We start from the raw sequence: 19,262 nt of genomic DNA, 5'->3' as shown, positions 1-19,262 counted from the left end.
TGCGCCCAGGGGCTACAGAAGGACAGTTATTGTTGTTGTGTCTTCCTGCAACGAGCCAGGAAGAGTGTGCGGTTGATTACAGCCTTGAAATGGCGATGTGACAAATCCTTGGGCGCACTGGCACTGATACTTTTTTGCACTCGCGTAGGAATTGGCTGAAACGATTGATCCAGGCCGACATCGATCACCCGTAGGCGCCGGCTTGCCAGCGATGGCATCGACACGGCGCACCTGACGCCCCGAGGTGGCCTGAATCGCCAGCAAGCCGGCGTCCACAGAAGCGATTCAGGCCAGGTTTTGCTCGGTCAACCGCTGCACCGCCAGGCGGCGGTAGTGGGAAGGGGTCATGCCCTTGAGCTGCTGGAAGCGTCGGTTGAAGTTGGAAATATTGTTGAAACCCGACTCAAAGCACACATCCGTCACCGCCTTGTCGCCATCGGCCAACAACTCGCACGACTTGCTGATGCGTAACCGATTGACGAACTCGATAAACGTGCGCCCAGTGGCTTGTTTGAACACGCGGGAGAAATACGTCGGCTTCATACCCAGGTAATCCGCCACTTCCTCCAGCGGCAACTCGCGCGCGTAGTGGGCAAAGATGTAGTCCACCGCGCGGTTGGTGCGGTCGATGCTGTGCTCGTCGGCCAGTTGCGGTGTGGTCACGCCGGACAGCAGCTGGTAGTCCTCGCAGGCACTGAGCACCTCCAGCAGAATAAAAAAATGCCCGAGGCGCGCCATGCCCTGGGCGTCCTCGATACGTTGCATCAAGGTCATGGCCTGGGCGATGGTTTTTTTGCAGCGAAACTCGATGCCGTACTGGGCCCGTTCCAGCAAGGGCGCCAGGGTCTTGAGTTCAGCGAAGATCTGGCTGCCGTTTTCAAACAGTTCGTCGGTGAAGTTCACCAGCATGTCGCGCTTGGGCACCACCTCGTCCTCCTCCACCTGGCTGATCCAGTTGTGGGGCAGGTTGGGGCCGGTGAGAAACAGGCTTTCCGGGTAGAAGTTGCCGATATAGTCGCCGATGAACACCTTGCCGGAACTGGCGACAATCAGGTGCAGCTCGTATTCCTTGTGGAAATGCCAGCGCACCAGCGGGCAGGGGAAGCCATGCTGGCGATAGATGATGGACAGACCGTTGTGATCGTCCATCAACTCGTAGGAAGGGTCGGTGATACGCGTTGCTCGGGTCATGCTGCCGTCGCTTTATTGTGGTTGCTGCCTAGGATAATGCCCCCTCGTGCGCGACCTCGCCAGCGCTGGTGTTTACACGGTGCGGTTTTTCGCCTCGATCCATTGGGACATGTACTGCGTACTTTTATGGGCATGATGGCGCAGCATGCTGCCCGTGAAGTTGGCCCTGCGATGGGCCGCCAGGGTGCGGCGACAGTGTTCCAGGCAGGCCACCAGCGCCGGGCCATGGATGTCCTGGTCATAACGGCGAGCCAGCAATTGGCGCCCGTTTTCCTGGGCCTCGGTCCAGCGCGCGCGATCTTGATACAGCGCCACGGCCGCCGCTGCCAACGCAGGCGCGGTCTGTTCGATCATGCCGGGCCATGGCTGGCCATCGCCCATGGCTTCGGCGCCGATCGGCGTGGTGACACTTGGCGTGCCACACAGCATCGCGTCCACCAGCTTGCCCTTGATGCCGGCGCCGAAGCGCAGCGGCGCCAGGCAGATACGTGCGGCGGTCATCACCTGCAACGCGTCTTCGGCCCAGTTCATCACGTGAAAGCCCTGCGCCGGGTTGTGCAACGCCGTGGCCTTGGGTGGCGTGTAGGCGCCGTAGACATGCAGCTGGGCGCCCGGCAGTTGCTGGCGGATCAGCGGCCACAGGCTGTTCTTCATCCACAGCACCGCATCCCAGTTCGGCGCATGGCGGAAGTTGCCGATGCTGAGAAAATGCGCGCGGTCCTCGAATGGCGCAAACGCCTCGGTCGGCGGTTGCAGCATCAACGGGCACCAGTGGAGCAGGGCGGCGGGCACCTTGAACTGTTCGGTGAGCAGGCGGATCTCCACGTCGGAGATCATCAGGCTGATATCGCAGCGGTAAATCGCCGCTATCTCGCGCTTGGCCAGGTCAGTGTCGGCCATCAACTGGAACGCTTCTTCCAGCGCTGGTGTGAACAGCGCGGTGAAGTCGTCTCTGTCCGGGTGGGCTTTCAGGTGATCCTTCTGGCGCTGGTGGCGGGCGTCGCGCAGGCTCTGCAGGTCGGAGGTTTCCAGTACGCGCAAGGCGTCGGGGCAGCACTTCTCCACGCGCCAGCCGAACTGCTCTTCCATCATGAAGCGGTCGAACAGCACGATATCCGGAGCGAGTTCGCGAATAAAATCATCGAAACTGCTGTTATTGAGTTCAATCGCGCATTCGCGGATGCCCAGCGCTGGCAGGTCAGCCTTGTGTTCGCCGATCGTGGCAGGGCTGCTGAAGGTAACGTCCCAACCTTGCGTCAGAAAGCTCTCAAGGATTTGCATCATATGCCCGCCAGCGGCCGAGGAACGAGGCTCCGGCCAGACATAACCAATGACCAGGACTTTGGTGGCAGGCTGATTCATCAACAACGCATTCCTTGAAGGGCAGGGGAAAAGCGCGCAATTAAACCACAACCACCGGCATGAGAATTTGTGCGCAGCGATAGGTAGCCACCGCACTTTGTGGTTAACTTCGGCCTCTCGAATTCGTTTCACTAAACCCAGCATAAGGATTCTGTTCATGGCTCAAGTCACCCACCGTGGCAACCCGATCCAGGTTGAAGGCGATCTGCCGCAAGTCGGTTCCCAGGCGCCAGACTTCACCCTGACCGCCGGCGACCTGTCGGACGCAACCCTGGCCACCTTTGCCGGCAAGCGCAAAGTGCTGAATATCTTCCCAAGTGTCGACACCCCGACCTGCGCGACGTCGGTTCGTAAGTTCAACGCCCAGGCCAACGACCTGAACAACGCCGTTGTGCTGTGCATCTCCACCGACCTGCCATTCGCCCAGGCGCGCTTCTGCGGCGCTGAAGGCCTGGAAAACGTGAAGAACCTGTCCGACTTCCGCAGCGCGGCATTCGCCGTCGACTACGGCGTGGCCATTGCTGAAGGCGCCCTCAAGGGCCTGACCGCTCGCGCTGTCGTCGTGCTGGATGAAAACGACAAAGTGTTGCACAGCGAGCTAGTTGCTGAAATCGGCCAAGAGCCGAACTACGAAGCAGCCCTGGCTGTTTTGAAGTAACTGTTTCAGCGCATTACTGTCGTTTTGCAGTAACACGCGTGCTGCATGATTGCGGCCTGGCCTAGTCCAGGCCGTTTTTATTTGTCGCTCAAGTGCTTAGCCCGTTAGCGAATGGACTAAGGTCAGAAGTTAAAAGTTGTAAGCCCAAGGTAAATAGCCGGTAAAGGCGCTTTTCTTAATGCGCACCAGTGCTTATCTTTCAGCCTCCCAAAGAAGAAGCTCTCGCGCCCAATGGTTGATCATTCCATGCAATCCTCCCCCCGCAATTCCCGCCGCTGGTTGTTCGGCCTGCTCGTGCTGCTGGTTATCGCCGGCCTGTGCTGGAAATACTGGCCCGCCAGCCACAAGGATGCCGCCGAGAAGAAACCGGCCGGGCACGCCGGCAAGTCGGGGATGATGCGCCCGGGTTTCGGTGGCTCCACTGGCCCGATCCCGGTGCGCGTGGCGCCGGCGGTATTGGGTGACTTCCCGGTGTACTACAAGGCGTTGGGCACGGTGACGGCGCTCAATACCATCAATGTGCGCAGCCGGGTGGGTGGCGAGTTGGTGAAGATCGCCTTTGAAGAAGGGCAGATGGTCAAGGCCGGCGACCTGCTGGCGGAAATCGACCCGCGCAGCTACCAGAACGCGTTGCTCCAGGCCCAGGGCACCCTGTTGCAGAACCAGGCGCAGTTGAAGAACGCCCAGGTCGACGTGCAGCGTTACCGCGACCTGTATGCCCAGGACAGCATCGCCAAACAGACCCTGGACACCGCCGAAGCGCTGGTCCTGCAATACCAGGGCACGGTCAAGACCAACCAGGGCGCGGTGGACGACGCCAAGCTCAACCTCGAATTCACCAAGATCCGCGCGCCGATCAGCGGCCGTGTCGGCCTGCGTCAGGTCGATGTGGGCAACCTGGTGGCGGCCAACGACACCACCTTCCTCGCGGTGATCACCCAGACCCAGCCCATCAGCGTGGTCTTCACCCTGCCGGAAAACACCCTGGACACCGTGCTCACCCGCTACCACGCCGGCAACAAGCTGCCCGTGGAGGCTTGGGACCGAGGCGACCTGAAACAGCAGGCGAGCGGCGTGCTGCAAAGCCTCGACAACCAGATCGACGTGACCACCGGCACCCTGAAATTCAAAGGCCGTTTCGATAACAAGGACCAGGCGCTGTTCCCCAACCAGTTCGTCAACGTGCATTTGCTCGCCGATACCCTGCACAACGCGGTGCTGGCACCGTCTGCTGCCATCCAGTTCGGCAACAACGGCACCTTTGTCTACAAGCTCGATGGCGACAAGAAGGTCAAGGTCCAGCCCCTGGTGATCGGCGACAGCGATGGCGACAACACCGTGATCAAGGAAGGCCTGGCCGCGGGCGACCGCGTGGTACTGGAAGGCACCGACCGTTTGAAGGACGGCAGCGAGATCGAAGTGGTCAATGACAGCAGTGAAGTGCCGACCACCCCGACCGAGCACCTGCAAGGCAAGCCTGCGGCGAAAGGGGAGACCGGCGCCAGCGCCGGCAAGGCGCAAAAGGTCGGTTCATGAACCTGTCGCGGCTGTTTATCCTTCGCCCGGTTGCCACCACGCTGAGCATGCTGGCCATTGTCCTGGCCGGCGTCATCGCGTATCGCTTGTTGCCGGTGTCGGCACTGCCCCAGGTGGACTACCCGACGATCCGGGTGATGACCCTGTACCCCGGCGCCAGTCCGGACGTGATGACCAGCGCGGTCACGGCGCCCCTTGAACGCCAGTTCGGGCAAATGCCCGGGCTGACGCAGATGGCGTCCACCAGCTCGGGCGGCGCTTCGGTGCTGACCCTGCGTTTCAACCTCGACATCAACATGGATGTCGCCGAGCAACAGGTGCAGGCCGCGATCAACGCCGCCACCAACCTGCTGCCCAAGGACTTGCCGGCGCCACCGGTGTACAACAAGGTCAACCCGGCCGATACCCCGGTGCTGACCCTGGCCATTACCTCCAAGACCATGCTGTTGCCCAAGCTCAATGACCTGGTCGACACACGCATGGCGCAAAAAATTGCGCAGATCAGCGGCGTCGGCATGGTCAGCATCGCCGGTGGCCAGCGCCAGGCCGTGCGCATCAAGGTCAACCCGGAAGCCCTGGCGGCCAATGGCTTGAACCTGTCGGACGTGCGCACCCTGATCGCCGCGTCCAACGTCAACCAGCCCAAGGGCAACTTTGACGGCCCCACCCGGGTGTCGATGCTCGATGCCAACGACCAGTTGGTCTCGCCCCAGCAGTACGCCGAGCTGATCCTGGCCTACAACAACGGTGCACCGCTGCGTCTGAAGGACGTGGCACAGATCGTCGACGGTGCCGAAAACGAACGCCTCGCCGCCTGGGCCAATGAAAACCAGGCCGTGCTGCTCAATATCCAGCGCCAGCCGGGTGCCAACGTGATCGAGGTGGTGGACCGCATCAAGGCGCTGCTGCCGAGCATCACCGACAACCTGCCGGCCGGCCTCGACGTGGCGGTACTCACCGACCGTACCCAGACCATCCGCGCCTCGGTCACCGATGTACAACACGAATTGCTGATCGCCATTGCCCTGGTGGTGATGGTGACGTTTCTGTTCCTGCGCCGTTTCAGTGCCACCATCATCCCATCCATCGCCGTGCCGTTGTCGCTGGTGGGCACCTTTGGCGTGATGTACCTGGCGGGGTTCTCCATCAACAACCTGACGCTGATGGCCCTGACCATCGCCACCGGGTTCGTGGTGGACGATGCCATCGTGATGCTGGAGAACATCTCCCGCTACATCGAGGAAGGCGAGACGCCGCTGGCGGCCGCGCTCAAGGGCGCCAAGCAGATCGGCTTTACCCTGGTGTCCCTGACCTTGTCGCTGATTGCGGTATTGATCCCGTTGCTGTTCATGGCTGACGTGGTCGGGCGCCTGTTCCGCGAATTTGCCATTACCCTGGCAGTCGCCATCCTGATTTCCCTGGTGGTGTCCCTGACCCTCACGCCGATGATGTGCGCGCGCTTGCTCAAGCGTGAGCCCAAGGAAGAAGAACAGGGCCGCTTCTACAAGGCCAGCGGCGCGTGGATCGACTGGCTGATCGAAGCCTATGGGCGCAAATTGCAGTGGGTGCTCAAGCACCAGCCGCTGACCCTGCTGGTGGCCATCGCCACCCTGGGCCTCACCGTGTTCCTCTACCTGGTGGTGCCCAAGGGCTTCTTCCCAGTGCAGGACACCGGCGTCATCCAGGGCATTTCCGAGGCGCCCCAGTCGATCTCCTTTGCGGCCATGAGCCAGCGTCAGCAGGAGCTGGCCAAGATCATCCTGGCCGACCCGGCCGTGGAAAGCCTGTCTTCTTATATTGGTGTGGACGGTGATAACGCCACCCTCAACAGCGGTCGCTTGCTGATCAACCTCAAGCCCCACGGCCAGCGCGACTTGAGCGCCGCCCAGGTGATCACGCGCCTGCAGCCGGAAATCGACAAACTGGTGGGCATCCGCCTGTTCATGCAGCCGGTGCAGGACCTGACCATCGAAGACCGCGTCAGCCGTACCCAGTACCAGTTCAGCATGTCCTCGCCCGACGCTGACCTGCTGGCGTTGTGGAGTGACAAGCTGGTGCATGCGTTGAGCCAATTGCCGGAACTCACCGACGTGGCCAGCGACCTGCAGGACAAGGGCTTGCAGGTGTTCCTGGTGATCGACCGCGACGCGGCCTCGCGCCTGGGCGTGAGTGTGTCGACCATCACCGATGCGTTGTACGACGCCTTTGGTCAACGGCAGATCTCCACGATCTACACCCAGGCCAGCCAGTACCGCGTGGTGCTGCAGGCCCAATCCGGCGAAACCCTGGGCCCGGCCGCGCTGAACCAGATCCATGTGAAAACCACCGACGGCGGCCAGGTGCGGCTGTCGAGCCTGGCCCATGTGGAGCAGCGCCAGGCGCAGTTGGCGGTCGCGCATATCGGCCAGTTCCCGGCAGTGATGATGTCGTTCAACCTGGCCCCCGGCGTGGCACTGGGCAAAGGCGTGGAACTGATCAACCAGACCCAGAAGGACATCGGCATGCCTGTGGGCGTGCAGACCCAGTTCCAGGGCGCGGCCCAGGCGTTCGAAGCCTCGCTGTCGAGCACCTTGCTGCTGATCCTGGCGGCGGTGGTTACCATGTACATCGTGCTCGGCGTGCTCTACGAGAGTTACATCCACCCGATCACCATTCTTTCGACCTTGCCCTCCGCCGCCGTGGGGGCCTTGCTCGCGCTGCTGCTCAGTGGCAATGACCTGGGCATGATCGCGATCATCGGCATCATCCTGCTGATCGGTATCGTGAAGAAGAACGCGATCATGATGATCGACTTCGCCCTCGACGCTGAACGCAACCAGGGCCTGGACCCGCAGACTGCGATCTACCAGGCGGCGCTGTTGCGCTTCCGGCCGATCCTGATGACCACGCTGGCAGCCTTGTTCGGCGCAGTGCCGTTGATGCTGGCCACCGGTTCCGGCGCGGAGTTGCGCCAGCCCCTGGGCCTGGTGATGGTCGGCGGCCTGCTGGTGAGCCAGGTATTGACCCTGTTCACCACGCCGGTGATCTACCTGTACTTCGATCGTCTGGGCCGGCGCTGGCGCAAAGAGCCGCAAAGCCTGGAGCCGGTTGAGTCATGAACCTGTCCGGACCTTTCATTCGCCGGCCGGTCGCTACCATGCTGCTGAGCCTGGCGATCATGTTGCTGGGCGGCGTGAGCTTCAACCTGTTGCCGGTCTCGCCGCTGCCGCAGATCGACTTTCCGGTGATCGTGGTGTCGGCCAGCTTGCCCGGCGCCAGCCCCGAGGTGATGGCGTCTACCGTGGCTACGCCGCTGGAGCGCTCCTTCGGCTCGATTGCCGGCATCACCACCATGAGCAGTTCGTCGAGCCAGGGCTCCACCCGGGTGATCCTGGCGTTTGACTCCGATCGCGACATCAACGGCGCGGCGCGGGAAGTGCAAGCGGCGATCAATGCCTCGCGCAACCTGTTGCCCAGCGGTATGCGCAGCATGCCCACCTACAAGAAGATCAACCCGTCCCAGGCGCCGATCATGGTGCTGTCGCTGACCTCGGACGTGCTGCCCAAGGGCGAGCTGTATGACCTGGCCTCGACCATCCTGTCCCAGAGCCTGTCCCAGGTGCCGGGCGTAGGTGAAGTGCAGATCGGCGGCAGTTCATTGCCCGCCGTGCGCATCGAGTTGCAGCCCAAGGCTCTCGACCAGTACGGCGTGGCCCTCGACGACGTGCGCAATACCATTGCCAACGCCAACCAGCGTCGGCCCAAGGGCTCCCTGGAAGACAGCGAGCGCAACTGGCAGATCCAGGCCAACGACCAGCTGGAAAAGGCCAAGGACTATGAACCGCTGCTGATTCGCTACCAGAACGGCGCCGCCTTGCGCCTGGGGGATGTGGCCAAGATCAGCGACGGCGTGGAAGACCGCTACAACAGCGGCTTCTTCAACAATGATGCGGCGGTGCTGCTGGTGATCAACCGCCAGTCCGGCGCGAATATCATCGAGACCGTGCGGCAGATCAAGGCGCAATTGCCAGCCTTGCAGGCCGTACTGCCGAGCAGCGTCAAGCTGAGCCTGGCGATGGACCGCTCGCCGGTGATCACCGCGACCTTGCATGAAGCCGAGATGACCCTGCTGATTGCCGTCGCGCTGGTGATCCTGGTGGTGTACCTGTTCCTGGGCAACTTCCGCGCCTCGCTGATCCCGACCCTGGCGGTGCCGGTGTCGCTGGTGGGAACCTTTGCGGTGATGTACCTGTTCGGCTTCTCGCTGAACAACTTCTCGTTGATGGCGCTGATCCTGGCCACCGGCCTGGTGGTGGACGACGCCATTGTGGTGCTGGAGAACATTTCCCGGCATATCGACGAAGGCGTGCCGCCGATGAAGGCGGCGTACCTGGGTGCCCAGGAAGTCGGGTTTACCTTGCTGTCGATGAACGTGTCGCTGGTGGCGGTGTTCCTGTCGATCCTGTTCATGGGCGGGATTGTCACCAATCTGTTCCGCGAGTTTTCCATCACGCTGTCGGCGGCGATCATCGTGTCGCTGGTGGTGTCGCTGACCCTGACCCCGATGCTCTGCGCGCGCTGGCTCAAGCCGCATATCAAGGGCCAGATGACCGGCCTGCAGCGCTGGAGCCAGAAGGTCAACGACCGCATGGTGGCCGGTTACGCCACCAGCCTCGACTGGGTGCTGCGCCACCGACGCCTGACGTTGCTCAGCCTGCTGCTGACCATTGGCGTCAACGTCGCACTGTATGTGGTGGTGCCGAAGACCTTCATGCCGCAGCAGGACACCGGACAGTTGATCGGTTTTGTGCGCGGTGACGACGGCCTGTCGTTCGGCGTGATGCAGCCGAAGATGGAAACCTTTCGCCAGGCCGTGCTCAAGGACCCTGCGGTGCTCAGCGTGGCCGGCTTTATTGGTGGCAACAACGGCACCAATAACGCGGTGATGCTGGTGCGCCTCAAGCCCATCAGCGAACGCAAGATTTCCGCCCAGGCGGTGATTGAGCGCCTGCGCAAGGACGTGCCGCTGGTGCCGGGTGGGCGCTTGTTCCTGATGGCCGACCAGGACCTGCAATTTGGTGGCAGCCGTGACCAAAGCAGCGCGCAGTATTCCTACATCCTGCAGAGCGGTGACCTGGCGGCCTTGCGCGAGTGGTACCCGAAGGTGGTGGCCGCGTTCCATACGCTGCCTGAGCTGACTGCCATCGACGCCCGTGAAGGGCGCGGCGCGGCGCAGGTCACGCTGATCGTGGACCGCGACCAGGCCAAGCGCCTCGGGGTGGACATGGCCATGGTCACCTCGGTGCTGAACAACGCCTATAGCCAGCGGCAGATCTCGACCATCTACGACAGCCTCAACCAGTACCAGGTGGTGATGGAGGTCAATCCGCTTTATGCCAAGGACCCAATCACCCTCAACCAGGTGCAGGTCATCACGTCGACAGGCGCGCGGATTCCGCTGTCGACCATCGCCCATTATGAAAACAGCCTGGCCGATGACACCGTACGCCATGAGGGCCAGTTCGCCTCGCAGAACATTGCCTTCGACATGGCGCCTGGCGTCACGGTGGAGCAGGGCATGGCCGCCATCGAACGGGCGGTGGCCAAGGTGGGCTTGCCGGAAGACGTGATCGCCAAGATGGCCGGCACCGCCGATGCGTTCGCGGCGACCCAGAAGGGCCAGCCGTTCATGATCCTCGGTGCGCTGGTGGCGGTGTACCTGGTGCTGGGCATTCTGTACGAAAGCTACATTCACCCGCTGACCATCCTGTCCACCTTGCCGTCGGCGGGGGTGGGGGCGCTGTTGTCCATCTACCTGTTGGGCGGTGAGTTCAGCCTCATCTCGCTGTTGGGCTTGTTCCTGTTGATTGGCGTGGTGAAGAAAAACGCGATCCTGATGATCGACCTGGCACTGCAACTGGAACGCCACGACGGCATGAGCCCGCTGGAATCGATCCGCAGTGCCTGCCTGCTGCGTCTACGGCCGATCCTGATGACCACCCTGGCGGCGATCCTCGGCGCCTTGCCGTTGCTGCTCGGCGCTGGCGACGGCGCCGAAATGCGCCAGCCCCTGGGCCTGACCATTATCGGTGGCCTGGTGTTCAGCCAGATCCTGACCCTTTACACCACCCCGGTGGTTTACCTCTATCTAGACCGCGCACGCCATCGCTTCAATGCCTGGCGCGGCGTGCGGACCGATGCTGCCTTGGACACTGCGCTATGACCGATTCAACACCCGCCAATGCACTGCATCTGTTTGCCGCTCCGATGCATTTTCCTGTAGGAGCCGGCTTGCCGGCGAAAAACGCCCAGGCACCGCGTACCTCCCGATTGAGCACGCTATCGTTGACCACCTTGGCGAGTAAACTCGTTCCAACTGTCGGGTTGGCCCTGTTGCTCAGCGCCTGCGCCATCGGCCCCGACTACAAACGCCCGGAAGTCATCGAGCCCGCGCAATTCAAGGAGGCCCAGGGCTGGCGCCAAGCCAGCCCCAGCGACTCCCTGGCCCGTGGCGCCTGGTGGGAGCTCTACGGCGACCCTCAGCTCAATGACCTGGTGGTGCGCCTGAATACATCCAACCAGACCGTCGCCCAGGCCGAAGCGCGCTTTCGCCAGGCCCAGGCCCAGGTGCGCAGTGCCCGTGGCGCGTTTTTCCCGACCGTGGACCTGAGCGCCGGCAAAACCCGCGCCAGCCAGGGCACCGGCAGCAGTAACGCCAGCCTGAGCAGTTCCAGCAGCGGGATCCGCGACACCCTCAATGCCCAGCTGGGTGTGAGCTGGGAAGCCGACGTCTGGGGCAAGCTGCGCCGAGGTCTGGAAGCCAATGAAGCCACGGCCGAAGCCAGCTCGGCGGACCTGGCGGCGATGCGCCTGAGCCAGCAATCGGAACTGGTGCAGGACTATCTGCAACTGCGGGTCATGGACGAACAGACCCGTCTGCTGCAAGCCACGCTGGACGCCTACCAGCGTTCGCTGACCATGACCGAAAACCAATACCGCGCCGGCATTTCCGGCAAGGACGCCATCGCCCAGGCGCAAACCCAGCTCAAGACCACCCAGGCCAGCCTGATCGACCTGATCTGGCAGCGCGCCCAGCTGGAAAACGCCATCGCGGTGTTGATCGGCGAGGCGCCGGCCAACTTCAACCTGGCCGTCAGCCAAAGCATCCCGGCGTTGCCGCAGATTCCGGCGAGCCTGCCGTCGCAGTTGCTGGAGCGCCGCCCGGACATCGCCTCGGCCGAACGTTCGGTGATCGCCGCCAACGCCAATATTGGCGTGGCCAAGGCCGCCTACTACCCGGACCTGACCCTGAGCCTGGCCGGTGGTTATTCGAGCAGCACCTACGCCGACTGGATCAGCCTGCCGAACCGTTTCTGGTCGGTGGGGCCCAAATTGGCCATGACCCTGTTCGACGGCGGCCAGCGTTCGGCTGAAGTCGACCGCAGCATTGCCAGCTATGACGAAACCGTGGCCAAGTACCGCCAGACCGTGCTCGACGGTTTCCGTGAAGTGGAAAACTACATGGTGCAGCTCAAGGTGCTGGAAGACGAGGCCGTGGTCAGCAACGAAGCGCTGGCCGCTGCACGTGAATCCCTGCGCCTGACCCAGAACCAGTACAAGGCCGGGCTGATCGCCTATCTGGATGTGGTCACCGTACAGGCCACGGCGCTGAGCAACGAGCGCACAGTGCTGACCCTGCTGCAGACTCGATTGGTGGCCAGTGTGCAACTGATCGCCGCGTTGGGCGGTGGCTGGGATGGGCACACATCGGCAAAAGACAACGATTAAGTGTGAACTCGAAGCCAATGTGGGAGCGGGCTTGCTCGCGAATGCGGCAGTTCAGTCAATACATTCAGTGACTGACACACCGCATTCGCGAGCAAGCCCGCTCCCACATTTGGACTCCATTCGGCGCTGGATTTGCGCTGAATTTAAGTCGGTAGATTGACGTCAAAATGCCAGTAATGGCTATACGCTAATAAATCAACTGTACAAGAATTATTCTCGCTACAATCGCTCGCTTTGCCACCTGGCACGGGCTTTTCAGGCCCGTCGGTTTTGAGAAGTCCCATGCTCATCGGTAGTTATTCTCCCTCTCTCGTCGTGATCTCCTTGTTCGTCGCGATCCTGGCGTCCTATACCGCCCTGGACCTGGCCGGCCGTATCGCGACCACCAAAGGTCGCGCGGTGTACCTGTGGATGACCGGCGGGGCCGTGGCGATGGGCGTGGGCGTGTGGTCCATGCACTTTATCGGCATGTTGGCGTTGCGCCTGCCGTTCGCCCTCGGGTTTGACCTGGGCATTACCGCACTGTCGTTGTTGATCGCGGTGCTCTCCAGCGGCTTTGCGTTATGGCTGATCAATCAGCCGCGCTTGCCCGCCTGGCAACTGGCGTTTGGTGCGTTGGTCATGGGCGCGGGCATCAGCAGCATGCACTACACCGGCATGGCTGCCATGCGCATGACTCCCGGCATCGACTACGACCCAACGTTGTTTGGCGCCTCATTGTTGATCGCCGTGGTGGCGTCCGGCGCGGCGCTGTTGATCGCCCACAACCTGCGTCGCAACACGCCCTACGTGCGCCTGTTGCGCGGCGGTGCGGCGGTGGTGATGGGCGTGGCCATCGTGGGCATGCATTACACCGGCATGGCGGCCGCGCGGTTTGCCGATGAAAGCTTCTGTGGCGCGGCGCTGACCGGCTTGAGCGGTAAAGGCCTGGACAACCTGGTGTTGGTGACCTCGTTGGCGGTATTGATCATCGCACTGCTGACCTCGTTGCTCGACGCCCGCCTGGAAGCCCGCACTGCGGTGCTGGCCGATTCCCTGACCCTGGCCAACCAGGAGCTGACCCACCTGGCCCTGCATGACATGCTCACCGGGCTGCCCAATCGCACGTTGCTGGCCGACCGTATCCAACAAGCGATCCAAGCGGTGAAAGAGCAGGGCGGTTGCTTTGCGTTGATGTTTATCGACCTGGATGGCTTCAAGCCAGTCAACGATGCCTTCGGTCACCACATGGGTGACCAGTTGCTGCGTGAAGTCGGTTTGCGCCTGCGCGAAGACCTGCGGGGCCAGGACACCCTGGCGCGTATCGGCGGCGATGAGTTCGTGCTGCTGGTGCAATTGGGCCAGCCCGACGATGCCATGGGCCTGGCCGAGCGTCAGGTGGGCCTGCTCAACCGGGCCTTCAGTGTCGCCGAACACGAGTTGAAGATCTCCGCCAGTGTTGGCATCGCCCTGTTCCCGGGCAACGGTGGCAACCCCCAGGAACTGTTGATGAACGCCGACGCCGCGATGTACCACGCCAAGGGCATGGGCAAAAACGGCTACAGCTTCTTCGACGTCTCGATGAACACCAATGCGCGCAAGCAACTGCAACTGTTGCAGGATTTGCGCAATGCTGTCGAGCACGAGCAATTTCGTTTGTATTACCAGCCCAAGTTCGACGCGGTCAGTGGCATCGCCGTGGGGGCTGAGGCGTTGCTGCGTTGGGAGCACCCGCAGCAGGGGCTGTTGCTGCCGGCGATGTTCATCGAACTGGCGGAAAAGACCGGGTTGATCATTCCGATTGGCGAATGGGTGCTCAACGAAGCCTGTCGCCAGATGGCCCTGTGGTACGCCCAGGGCTATGAAGACTGGCGCATTGCAGTGAACCTGTCGGCCTTGCAGTTCTGTCACGCGGGGTTGGTCAAGAGCGTGGCCTCGGCCCTGGAGCGCCATCAGTTGCCGGCCAACAACCTGACCCTGGAAATCACCGAGACCACCGCCATGAGCGACGCCGACGCGAGCATGACAGTGTTGCAACAGCTCTCCGACATGGGCGTCGATCTGTCCATCGATGACTTTGGCACCGGTTACTCCAGCCTCATGTACCTCAAGCGCCTGCCTGCCAACGAGTTGAAGATCGATCGGGGCTTTGTGCGCGACCTGGAGCACGACAGTGACGACGCCGCCATCGTTTCGGCCATCGTTGCACTGGGCCAGGCCCTGGGCCTGCGTATCGTGGCCGAAGGTGTGGAGACCGATGTGCAACAGAATTTCCTGACGCGCCTGGGTTGTAATTCCCTACAAGGCTATCTGCTGGGGCACCCGTTGCCGGCGGACGGGTTCATGGCCGATATCCAGCGCGCCGAAGACGCCGTAGCCCCTGACAAAAGCCGTGCGTGACGGGTATTCTTGGATCCAACCCTTTCTCTCAGGTTGAATCAGGAGACCACACGCATGGACAAAGTCGTCATCATCACCGGTGGCAGTCGTGGGATTGGCGCCGAGACGGCCTTGCTGGCGGCACGCCAGGGCTATCGCATCTGCATCAACTACCAGTCTGACGAAGAGGCGGCCCATCGCGTGCTGGAGCAGGTCCGTGCGCTGGGCGCCCAGGCGATCACTGTGCGCGCCGACGTGAGTATCGAAGATGAAGTGATCGGCCTGTTCAACCGCGTCGACGCCGAGTTGGGCCGGGTCACCGCACTGGTCAACAATGCCGGTACCGTGGGGCATAAGTCGCGGGTCGATGAGATGTCCGAGTTCCGCATTCTCAAGATCATGAAGACCAACGTGCTGGGGCCGATCCTGTGTGCCAAGCATGCGGTGCTGCGCATGTCGCCCAAGCACGGCGGGCAGGGCGGCAGTATCGTCAACGTGTCGTCGGTGGCGGCACGCCTGGGTTCGCCGGGCGAATATGTGGACTATGCCGCCTCCAAAGGCGCGCTCGACACGTTCACCGTGGGCCTGTCCAAGGAGGTGGCGGGCGAGGGTATTCGGGTCAATGCCGTACGCCCTGGCTATATCTTCACTGACTTCCACGCCCTCAGCGGCGACCCGGACCGTGTCAGCAAACTCGAGTCGGGCATCCCCATGGCGCGCGGCGGGCGCCCGGATGAAGTGGCCGAGGCGATTATCTGGCTACTGTCGGACAAAGCCTCGTATACCACCGGCACCTTTCTGGATCTGGGGGGAGGTCGTTAAGGGCGTGGATGATCAGGTCCGTAGGTAGCGCAGTACCTCGTAGCCTTTATAGGAAAAGGCCTGCAGCAGGCGGACCTCCGAGTTATCGGCGGTGCCATAGCCATTCGCGCAAAAACCGTCGATGTAGCCATTGCGGTTTCGGCTGCAGTTGAGGGTGCGATCATCGACGTTGTCGATGAAACGCAAGACTTTGTTCAGGTCGTAGGCCGCGTTGGCCCGGGACTCCGCGTCAGGGTTGGCCTCGGTCCAGTCACCCATCTGCATCATCAATTCATCGATCAGGTGGTAGTTGTCCCGGTTGTCCAGGAAGTGCTTCAGCACCGGGCTTTGTTCGATGATCCGTTCTGCCGAACGATGGTCACCGGCCGGGCGCCCCTCCGGGCCGGTCATCTCGCGTACTTGTTTCTGTTCGGCTGCACGCATGTAGTTGGGGGGGATGGGTAGCGGTATAAGGTCGGTGCGAATAGGCATGCTCGTGGGACACTCAACATTGAACCAGGGAAGGTGCACTCTTCAATAAGAGAAGACTGCGCCCACCTGTGTGGCCATGTCTTTGACTCAGTTCCGGCTTAAAACGATCGCACGATCCGCCCCAATGTCTCCATCGCCTTCTCCGATGCCTCGGTCCACGGGCTGCCATAGTTAAGGCGGATGCAGTTGCGAAAGCGCTGGGTCGCCGAGAAGATCGGCCCCGGCGCGATGCTGATGCCTTGTGCCAGCGCCATCTGGAACAGCTTCAGCGAGTCGGTCTGCTCCGGCAGTTCCAGCCACAGGAAATAACCTCCGGCAGGTTGGCTGACCCGCGTCTGCGCCGGGAAGTAACGGGCAATCGCCGCCAACATCGCACTTTGCTGTTCTTCCAGGGCGTAGCGCAATTTGCGCAAGTGTCGGTCATAGCCGCCATGTTGCAGGTAATCGGCAATCGCCGCCTGGGCCGGCATCGACGGGCACAGTGACGTCATCAGCTTCAGGCGCTCGACTTTCTGCGCAAAACGCCCGGCCGCCACCCAGCCCACGCGATAGCCCGGGGCCAGGCTTTTGGCAAACGAGCCGCAATGCATCACCAGCCCTTCAGTGTCGAAGGCCTTGGCCGGCTTGGGTGCCTGCTGCCCGTAATACAGCTCGGCGTACACGTCGTCTTCGATCAGCGGTACCTGATGGCTGCGCAGCAGTTCTACCAACGCTTGTTTCTTGGCTTCGGGCAGGATGGCGCCCATGGGGTTCTGGAAGCTGGTCATGGTCCAGCAGGCCTTGATCGGGTAGCGCTCCAGGCTTTGGGCCAGGGCGTTGAGGTCAATGCCGTCGCGCGGATGCACGGGGATTTCCACGGCCTTGAGTTTCAAGCGCTCCAGCACCTGCAGGCAGGCGTAGAACGCCGGCGCTTCAATGGCCACCAGGTCGCCGGGTTCCGTCACCGCTTGCAAGCACAGGTTGAGGGCCTCCAGGGCGCCATTGGTGATCAGCAGTTCTTCCATCGGCAGCATCAGGCCGCCGACCATGTAGCGCAGGGCGATCTGCCGACGCAGTTGCGGGTTGCCCGGCGACATGTCGGTGACCACCAGGCGCGGGTCCATCTCGCGGCTGGCGCTGGCCAGGGAACGGGCCAGGCGCGGCAGGGGGAATAGCATGGGGCTGGGGAACGCCGAGCCGAACGGCACGGTGTTCGGGTCCTTGATCGAGTCAAGCACCGAGAACACCAGTTCGCTCACATCGACTTCGGTGGACTCGTGCACTTGTTCGCTCACCACCGGTTCGGAAAACGGGCTGGGCGCATGGGTATTCACAAAGTAGCCCGAACGCGGCCGTGCGCGGATCAGGCCGCGCCGCTCCAACAGGTAGTAGGCCTGGAACACCGTGGACGGGCTGACCCCATAGGTCTGGCTGGCATAGCGCACCGACGGCACGCGCTGGCCGGGGCCAAGCACCCCGGAGCGGATCAGTTCTGCGATGTCATCGGCGAATTTTTCGTAGCGTTTCATGGGGGCCTTGAACAAAAATTTAATAGGTGCACGGAACACATTGTGGGAGCGGGCTTGCTCGCGAAGGCGGGGTATCAGCCGCCTGATTTATAAACTGACCCGCCGCCTTCGCGAGCAAGCCCGCTCCCACAGTTGGATCTTTACAGGTTCGGATAGACCTCAGCGGTTCAATGGCGCCACAAAGCGGCTGTCGGCGGCACTGTAGATCCACGGCTCATCCACATCGGTGACCTTGAAGCGCAGGGTCTGCGAACTGCTCGCCGGCTTGTCGGCGAGCAGCGCCACCGACACCGGCACATCGCTGATTTCCCCCGGGGCCAGGCTGATCTCGGTCTTGCCCTGCAGCTGGAAACCTTCGGCATCCACCAGTTCCAGGCGGTAGTCCTGGCGTTGCTGGGTCTTGTTGATGACCTTGAGGCTGTAGATGTTCTCGATCAGGCCCTGGCTGTTCTCACGGAACATGCCACGGTCCTTGGTCACGTCCAGCGACACCATCGGCCGTTCGATCAACGCCACCACCAGTGCCGCAATCATCACCAACAGCACCGCACTGTAGCCGATCAGGCGTGGCCTGAGCAGGTGCGTCTTGCCACCTTGCAACTGATGTTCGGAGGTGTAGCTGACCAGGCCACGGGCGTAGCCCATCTTGTCCATGATCGAATCGCAGGCGTCGATGCAGGCGGCGCAGCCGATGCACTCCATTTGCAGGCCGTCACGGATGTCGATACCGGTGGGGCACACTTGCACGCACAACTGGCAGTCGATGCAGTCACCCAGGCCGACGTCGGCGGGCTTGACCTCGCGTTTGCGCGGGCCACGGTTTTCGCCACGGGCGGCATCGTAGGAAATGGTCAGGGTGTCCTTGTCGAACATCACGCTCTGGAACCGTGCGTAAGGGCACATGTGCATGCACACCGCTTCGCGCAGCCAGCCGGCGTTGAGGTAGGTGGCGCCGGTAAAAAACAGCACCCAGAACAGGCTCACGCCGCCCATTTGCCAGGTCAGTAATTCGGCGGCCAGGGGCCGCACCGGGGTGAAATAGCCGACGAAGGTCAGGCCGGTGAGCACGCTGATGCCCAGCCACAAGGTGTGCTTGGCCGAACGCCGCGCCAGTTTGTTCAGGCTCCAGGGCGCGGCCTGCAGTTTGATGCGTTGGTTGCGTTCACCCTCGGTGACCTTTTCGCACCACATGAACAGCCAGGTGAACGAGCTTTGCGGGCAGGTGTAGCCACACCACACGCGCCCGGCAAACACGGTGATCGCAAACAGGCCGAAGGCACAGATGATCAGCAGGGCCGACAGCAGGATGAAATCCTGGGGCCAGAATGTGGCACCAAAGATGTGGAATTTGCTTTCAGCCAGGTCCCACAGCACGGCCTGGCGCCCACCCCAGTTCAGCCACACCGTGCCGAAGAAGGCCAGGAACAGAAAGCCTGCACCGCTGACGCGCAAGGTGCGGAACAGGCCGGTAAAACTGCGGGTATGGATCAGGGTGTCGCTGGCGTTGGCCTTCACCTTCTTTGGGTGCGCAGGCTCATGGATTTCCACGGTTCGGACGGGGATTCTTTCGCTCATGGTCGTTCGCTCAT

At 62.1% G+C, this 19,262-nt stretch carries 12 protein-coding genes; 7 read left to right on the top strand and 5 right to left on the bottom strand.

Annotated features, from left to right (window positions below; translation table 11 throughout):
* Positions 1–285 precede the first annotated feature (285 nt).
* Both ACVWVP_RS29355 and ACVWVP_RS29350 read right to left on the bottom strand, forming a co-directional pair.
* Positions 286–1,191 (bottom strand): AraC family transcriptional regulator, encoded by a 906-nt coding sequence (locus tag ACVWVP_RS29355; protein WP_178923331.1) that lies wholly within the window; start codon positions 1,189–1,191, stop codon positions 286–288.
* A 72-nt stretch (positions 1,192–1,263) separates the two neighbouring features.
* Positions 1,264–2,553: a glycosyltransferase gene (locus tag ACVWVP_RS29350; RefSeq protein ID WP_178923333.1), complete on the bottom strand. Its 1,290-nt coding sequence runs from the start codon at positions 2,551–2,553 to the stop codon at positions 1,264–1,266.
* A gap of 157 nt (positions 2,554–2,710) precedes the next feature.
* On the opposite strand from ACVWVP_RS29350, the gene tpx reads away from it, so the two are divergent.
* The 7 genes from tpx (at position 2,711) to ACVWVP_RS29315 (ending at position 15,694) form a co-directional block, all read left to right on the top strand.
* Entirely contained in the window at positions 2,711–3,211 is a 501-nt protein-coding gene (gene tpx / locus ACVWVP_RS29345; protein ID WP_178923335.1) for a thiol peroxidase, read from the top strand.
* A gap of 231 nt (positions 3,212–3,442) precedes the next feature.
* Positions 3,443–4,747 carry an MdtA/MuxA family multidrug efflux RND transporter periplasmic adaptor subunit gene (locus ACVWVP_RS29340; RefSeq protein WP_178923337.1) on the top strand — a complete coding sequence of 435 codons (1,305 nt, stop codon included), beginning with the start codon at positions 3,443–3,445 and terminating at the stop codon, positions 4,745–4,747.
* Positions 4,744–7,845 carry an MdtB/MuxB family multidrug efflux RND transporter permease subunit gene (locus ACVWVP_RS29335; protein ID WP_178923339.1) on the top strand — a complete coding sequence of 1,034 codons (3,102 nt, stop codon included), beginning with the start codon at positions 4,744–4,746 and terminating at the stop codon, positions 7,843–7,845. The genes ACVWVP_RS29340 and ACVWVP_RS29335 overlap by 4 nt, the downstream gene beginning before the upstream one ends.
* Positions 7,842–10,949, top strand: coding sequence for an efflux RND transporter permease subunit (locus ACVWVP_RS29330; protein ID WP_178923341.1), 3,108 nt, complete (start codon positions 7,842–7,844; stop codon positions 10,947–10,949). Before ACVWVP_RS29335 ends, ACVWVP_RS29330 begins: the two co-directional genes overlap by 4 nt.
* Entirely contained in the window at positions 10,946–12,514 is a 1,569-nt protein-coding gene (locus ACVWVP_RS29325; RefSeq protein WP_372339937.1) for an efflux transporter outer membrane subunit, read from the top strand. Before ACVWVP_RS29330 ends, ACVWVP_RS29325 begins: the two co-directional genes overlap by 4 nt.
* A 282-nt stretch (positions 12,515–12,796) precedes the next feature.
* Positions 12,797–14,893, top strand: coding sequence for a putative bifunctional diguanylate cyclase/phosphodiesterase (locus ACVWVP_RS29320; RefSeq protein ID WP_457409535.1), 2,097 nt, complete (start codon positions 12,797–12,799; stop codon positions 14,891–14,893).
* A 54-nt stretch (positions 14,894–14,947) separates the two neighbouring features.
* Positions 14,948–15,694: an SDR family oxidoreductase gene (locus ACVWVP_RS29315; RefSeq protein ID WP_178923345.1), complete on the top strand. Its 747-nt coding sequence runs from the start codon at positions 14,948–14,950 to the stop codon at positions 15,692–15,694.
* 12 nt (positions 15,695–15,706) lie between these two features.
* Here the strand turns inward: ACVWVP_RS29315 and ACVWVP_RS29310 are convergent, their stop codons facing one another.
* From ACVWVP_RS29310 to ccoG, 3 genes are all read right to left on the bottom strand, one after another.
* The gene (locus ACVWVP_RS29310) at positions 15,707–16,165 is read right to left on the bottom strand and encodes a hypothetical protein (RefSeq protein WP_457409533.1); all 459 of its coding nucleotides are present in this window, start codon (positions 16,163–16,165) and stop codon (positions 15,707–15,709) included.
* Between the two features lie 98 nt (positions 16,166–16,263).
* A complete protein-coding gene (mapR, locus tag ACVWVP_RS29305) occupies positions 16,264–17,673 on the bottom strand; it encodes a GntR family transcriptional regulator MpaR (RefSeq protein ID WP_178923347.1) in 1,410 nt (469 codons plus the stop codon).
* A gap of 159 nt (positions 17,674–17,832) precedes the next feature.
* Positions 17,833–19,248: a cytochrome c oxidase accessory protein CcoG gene (ccoG, locus tag ACVWVP_RS29300; RefSeq protein WP_259171196.1), complete on the bottom strand. Its 1,416-nt coding sequence runs from the start codon at positions 19,246–19,248 to the stop codon at positions 17,833–17,835.
* Positions 19,249–19,262: the final 14 nt, after the last annotated feature.

Source organism: Pseudomonas sp. TE24901 (assembly GCF_054058375.1).
This window is presented reverse-complemented; position numbering and strand designations above follow the sequence as displayed.

Excerpts from the sequence above, each read along its gene's own strand:
- tpx (WP_178923335.1), top strand. The coding sequence starts at position 2,711 with ATGGCTCAAGTCACCCACCGTGGCAACCCGATCCAGGTTGAAGGCGAT.
- ACVWVP_RS29320 (WP_457409535.1), top strand. The coding sequence starts at position 12,797 with ATGCTCATCGGTAGTTATTCTCCCTCTCTCGTCGTGATCTCCTTGTTC.
- ACVWVP_RS29315 (WP_178923345.1), top strand. The coding sequence starts at position 14,948 with ATGGACAAAGTCGTCATCATCACCGGTGGCAGTCGTGGGATTGGCGCC.
- ACVWVP_RS29330 (WP_178923341.1), top strand. The coding sequence starts at position 7,842 with ATGAACCTGTCCGGACCTTTCATTCGCCGGCCGGTCGCTACCATGCTG.
- ACVWVP_RS29310 (WP_457409533.1), bottom strand. The coding sequence starts at position 16,165 with ATGCCTATTCGCACCGACCTTATACCGCTACCCATCCCCCCCAACTAC.
- ACVWVP_RS29335 (WP_178923339.1), top strand. The coding sequence starts at position 4,744 with ATGAACCTGTCGCGGCTGTTTATCCTTCGCCCGGTTGCCACCACGCTG.
- mapR (WP_178923347.1), bottom strand. The coding sequence starts at position 17,673 with ATGAAACGCTACGAAAAATTCGCCGATGACATCGCAGAACTGATCCGC.
- ACVWVP_RS29355 (WP_178923331.1), bottom strand. The coding sequence starts at position 1,191 with ATGACCCGAGCAACGCGTATCACCGACCCTTCCTACGAGTTGATGGAC.
- ACVWVP_RS29350 (WP_178923333.1), bottom strand. The coding sequence starts at position 2,553 with ATGAATCAGCCTGCCACCAAAGTCCTGGTCATTGGTTATGTCTGGCCG.
- ACVWVP_RS29340 (WP_178923337.1), top strand. The coding sequence starts at position 3,443 with ATGGTTGATCATTCCATGCAATCCTCCCCCCGCAATTCCCGCCGCTGG.
- ccoG (WP_259171196.1), bottom strand. The coding sequence starts at position 19,248 with ATGAGCGAAAGAATCCCCGTCCGAACCGTGGAAATCCATGAGCCTGCG.
- ACVWVP_RS29325 (WP_372339937.1), top strand. The coding sequence starts at position 10,946 with ATGACCGATTCAACACCCGCCAATGCACTGCATCTGTTTGCCGCTCCG.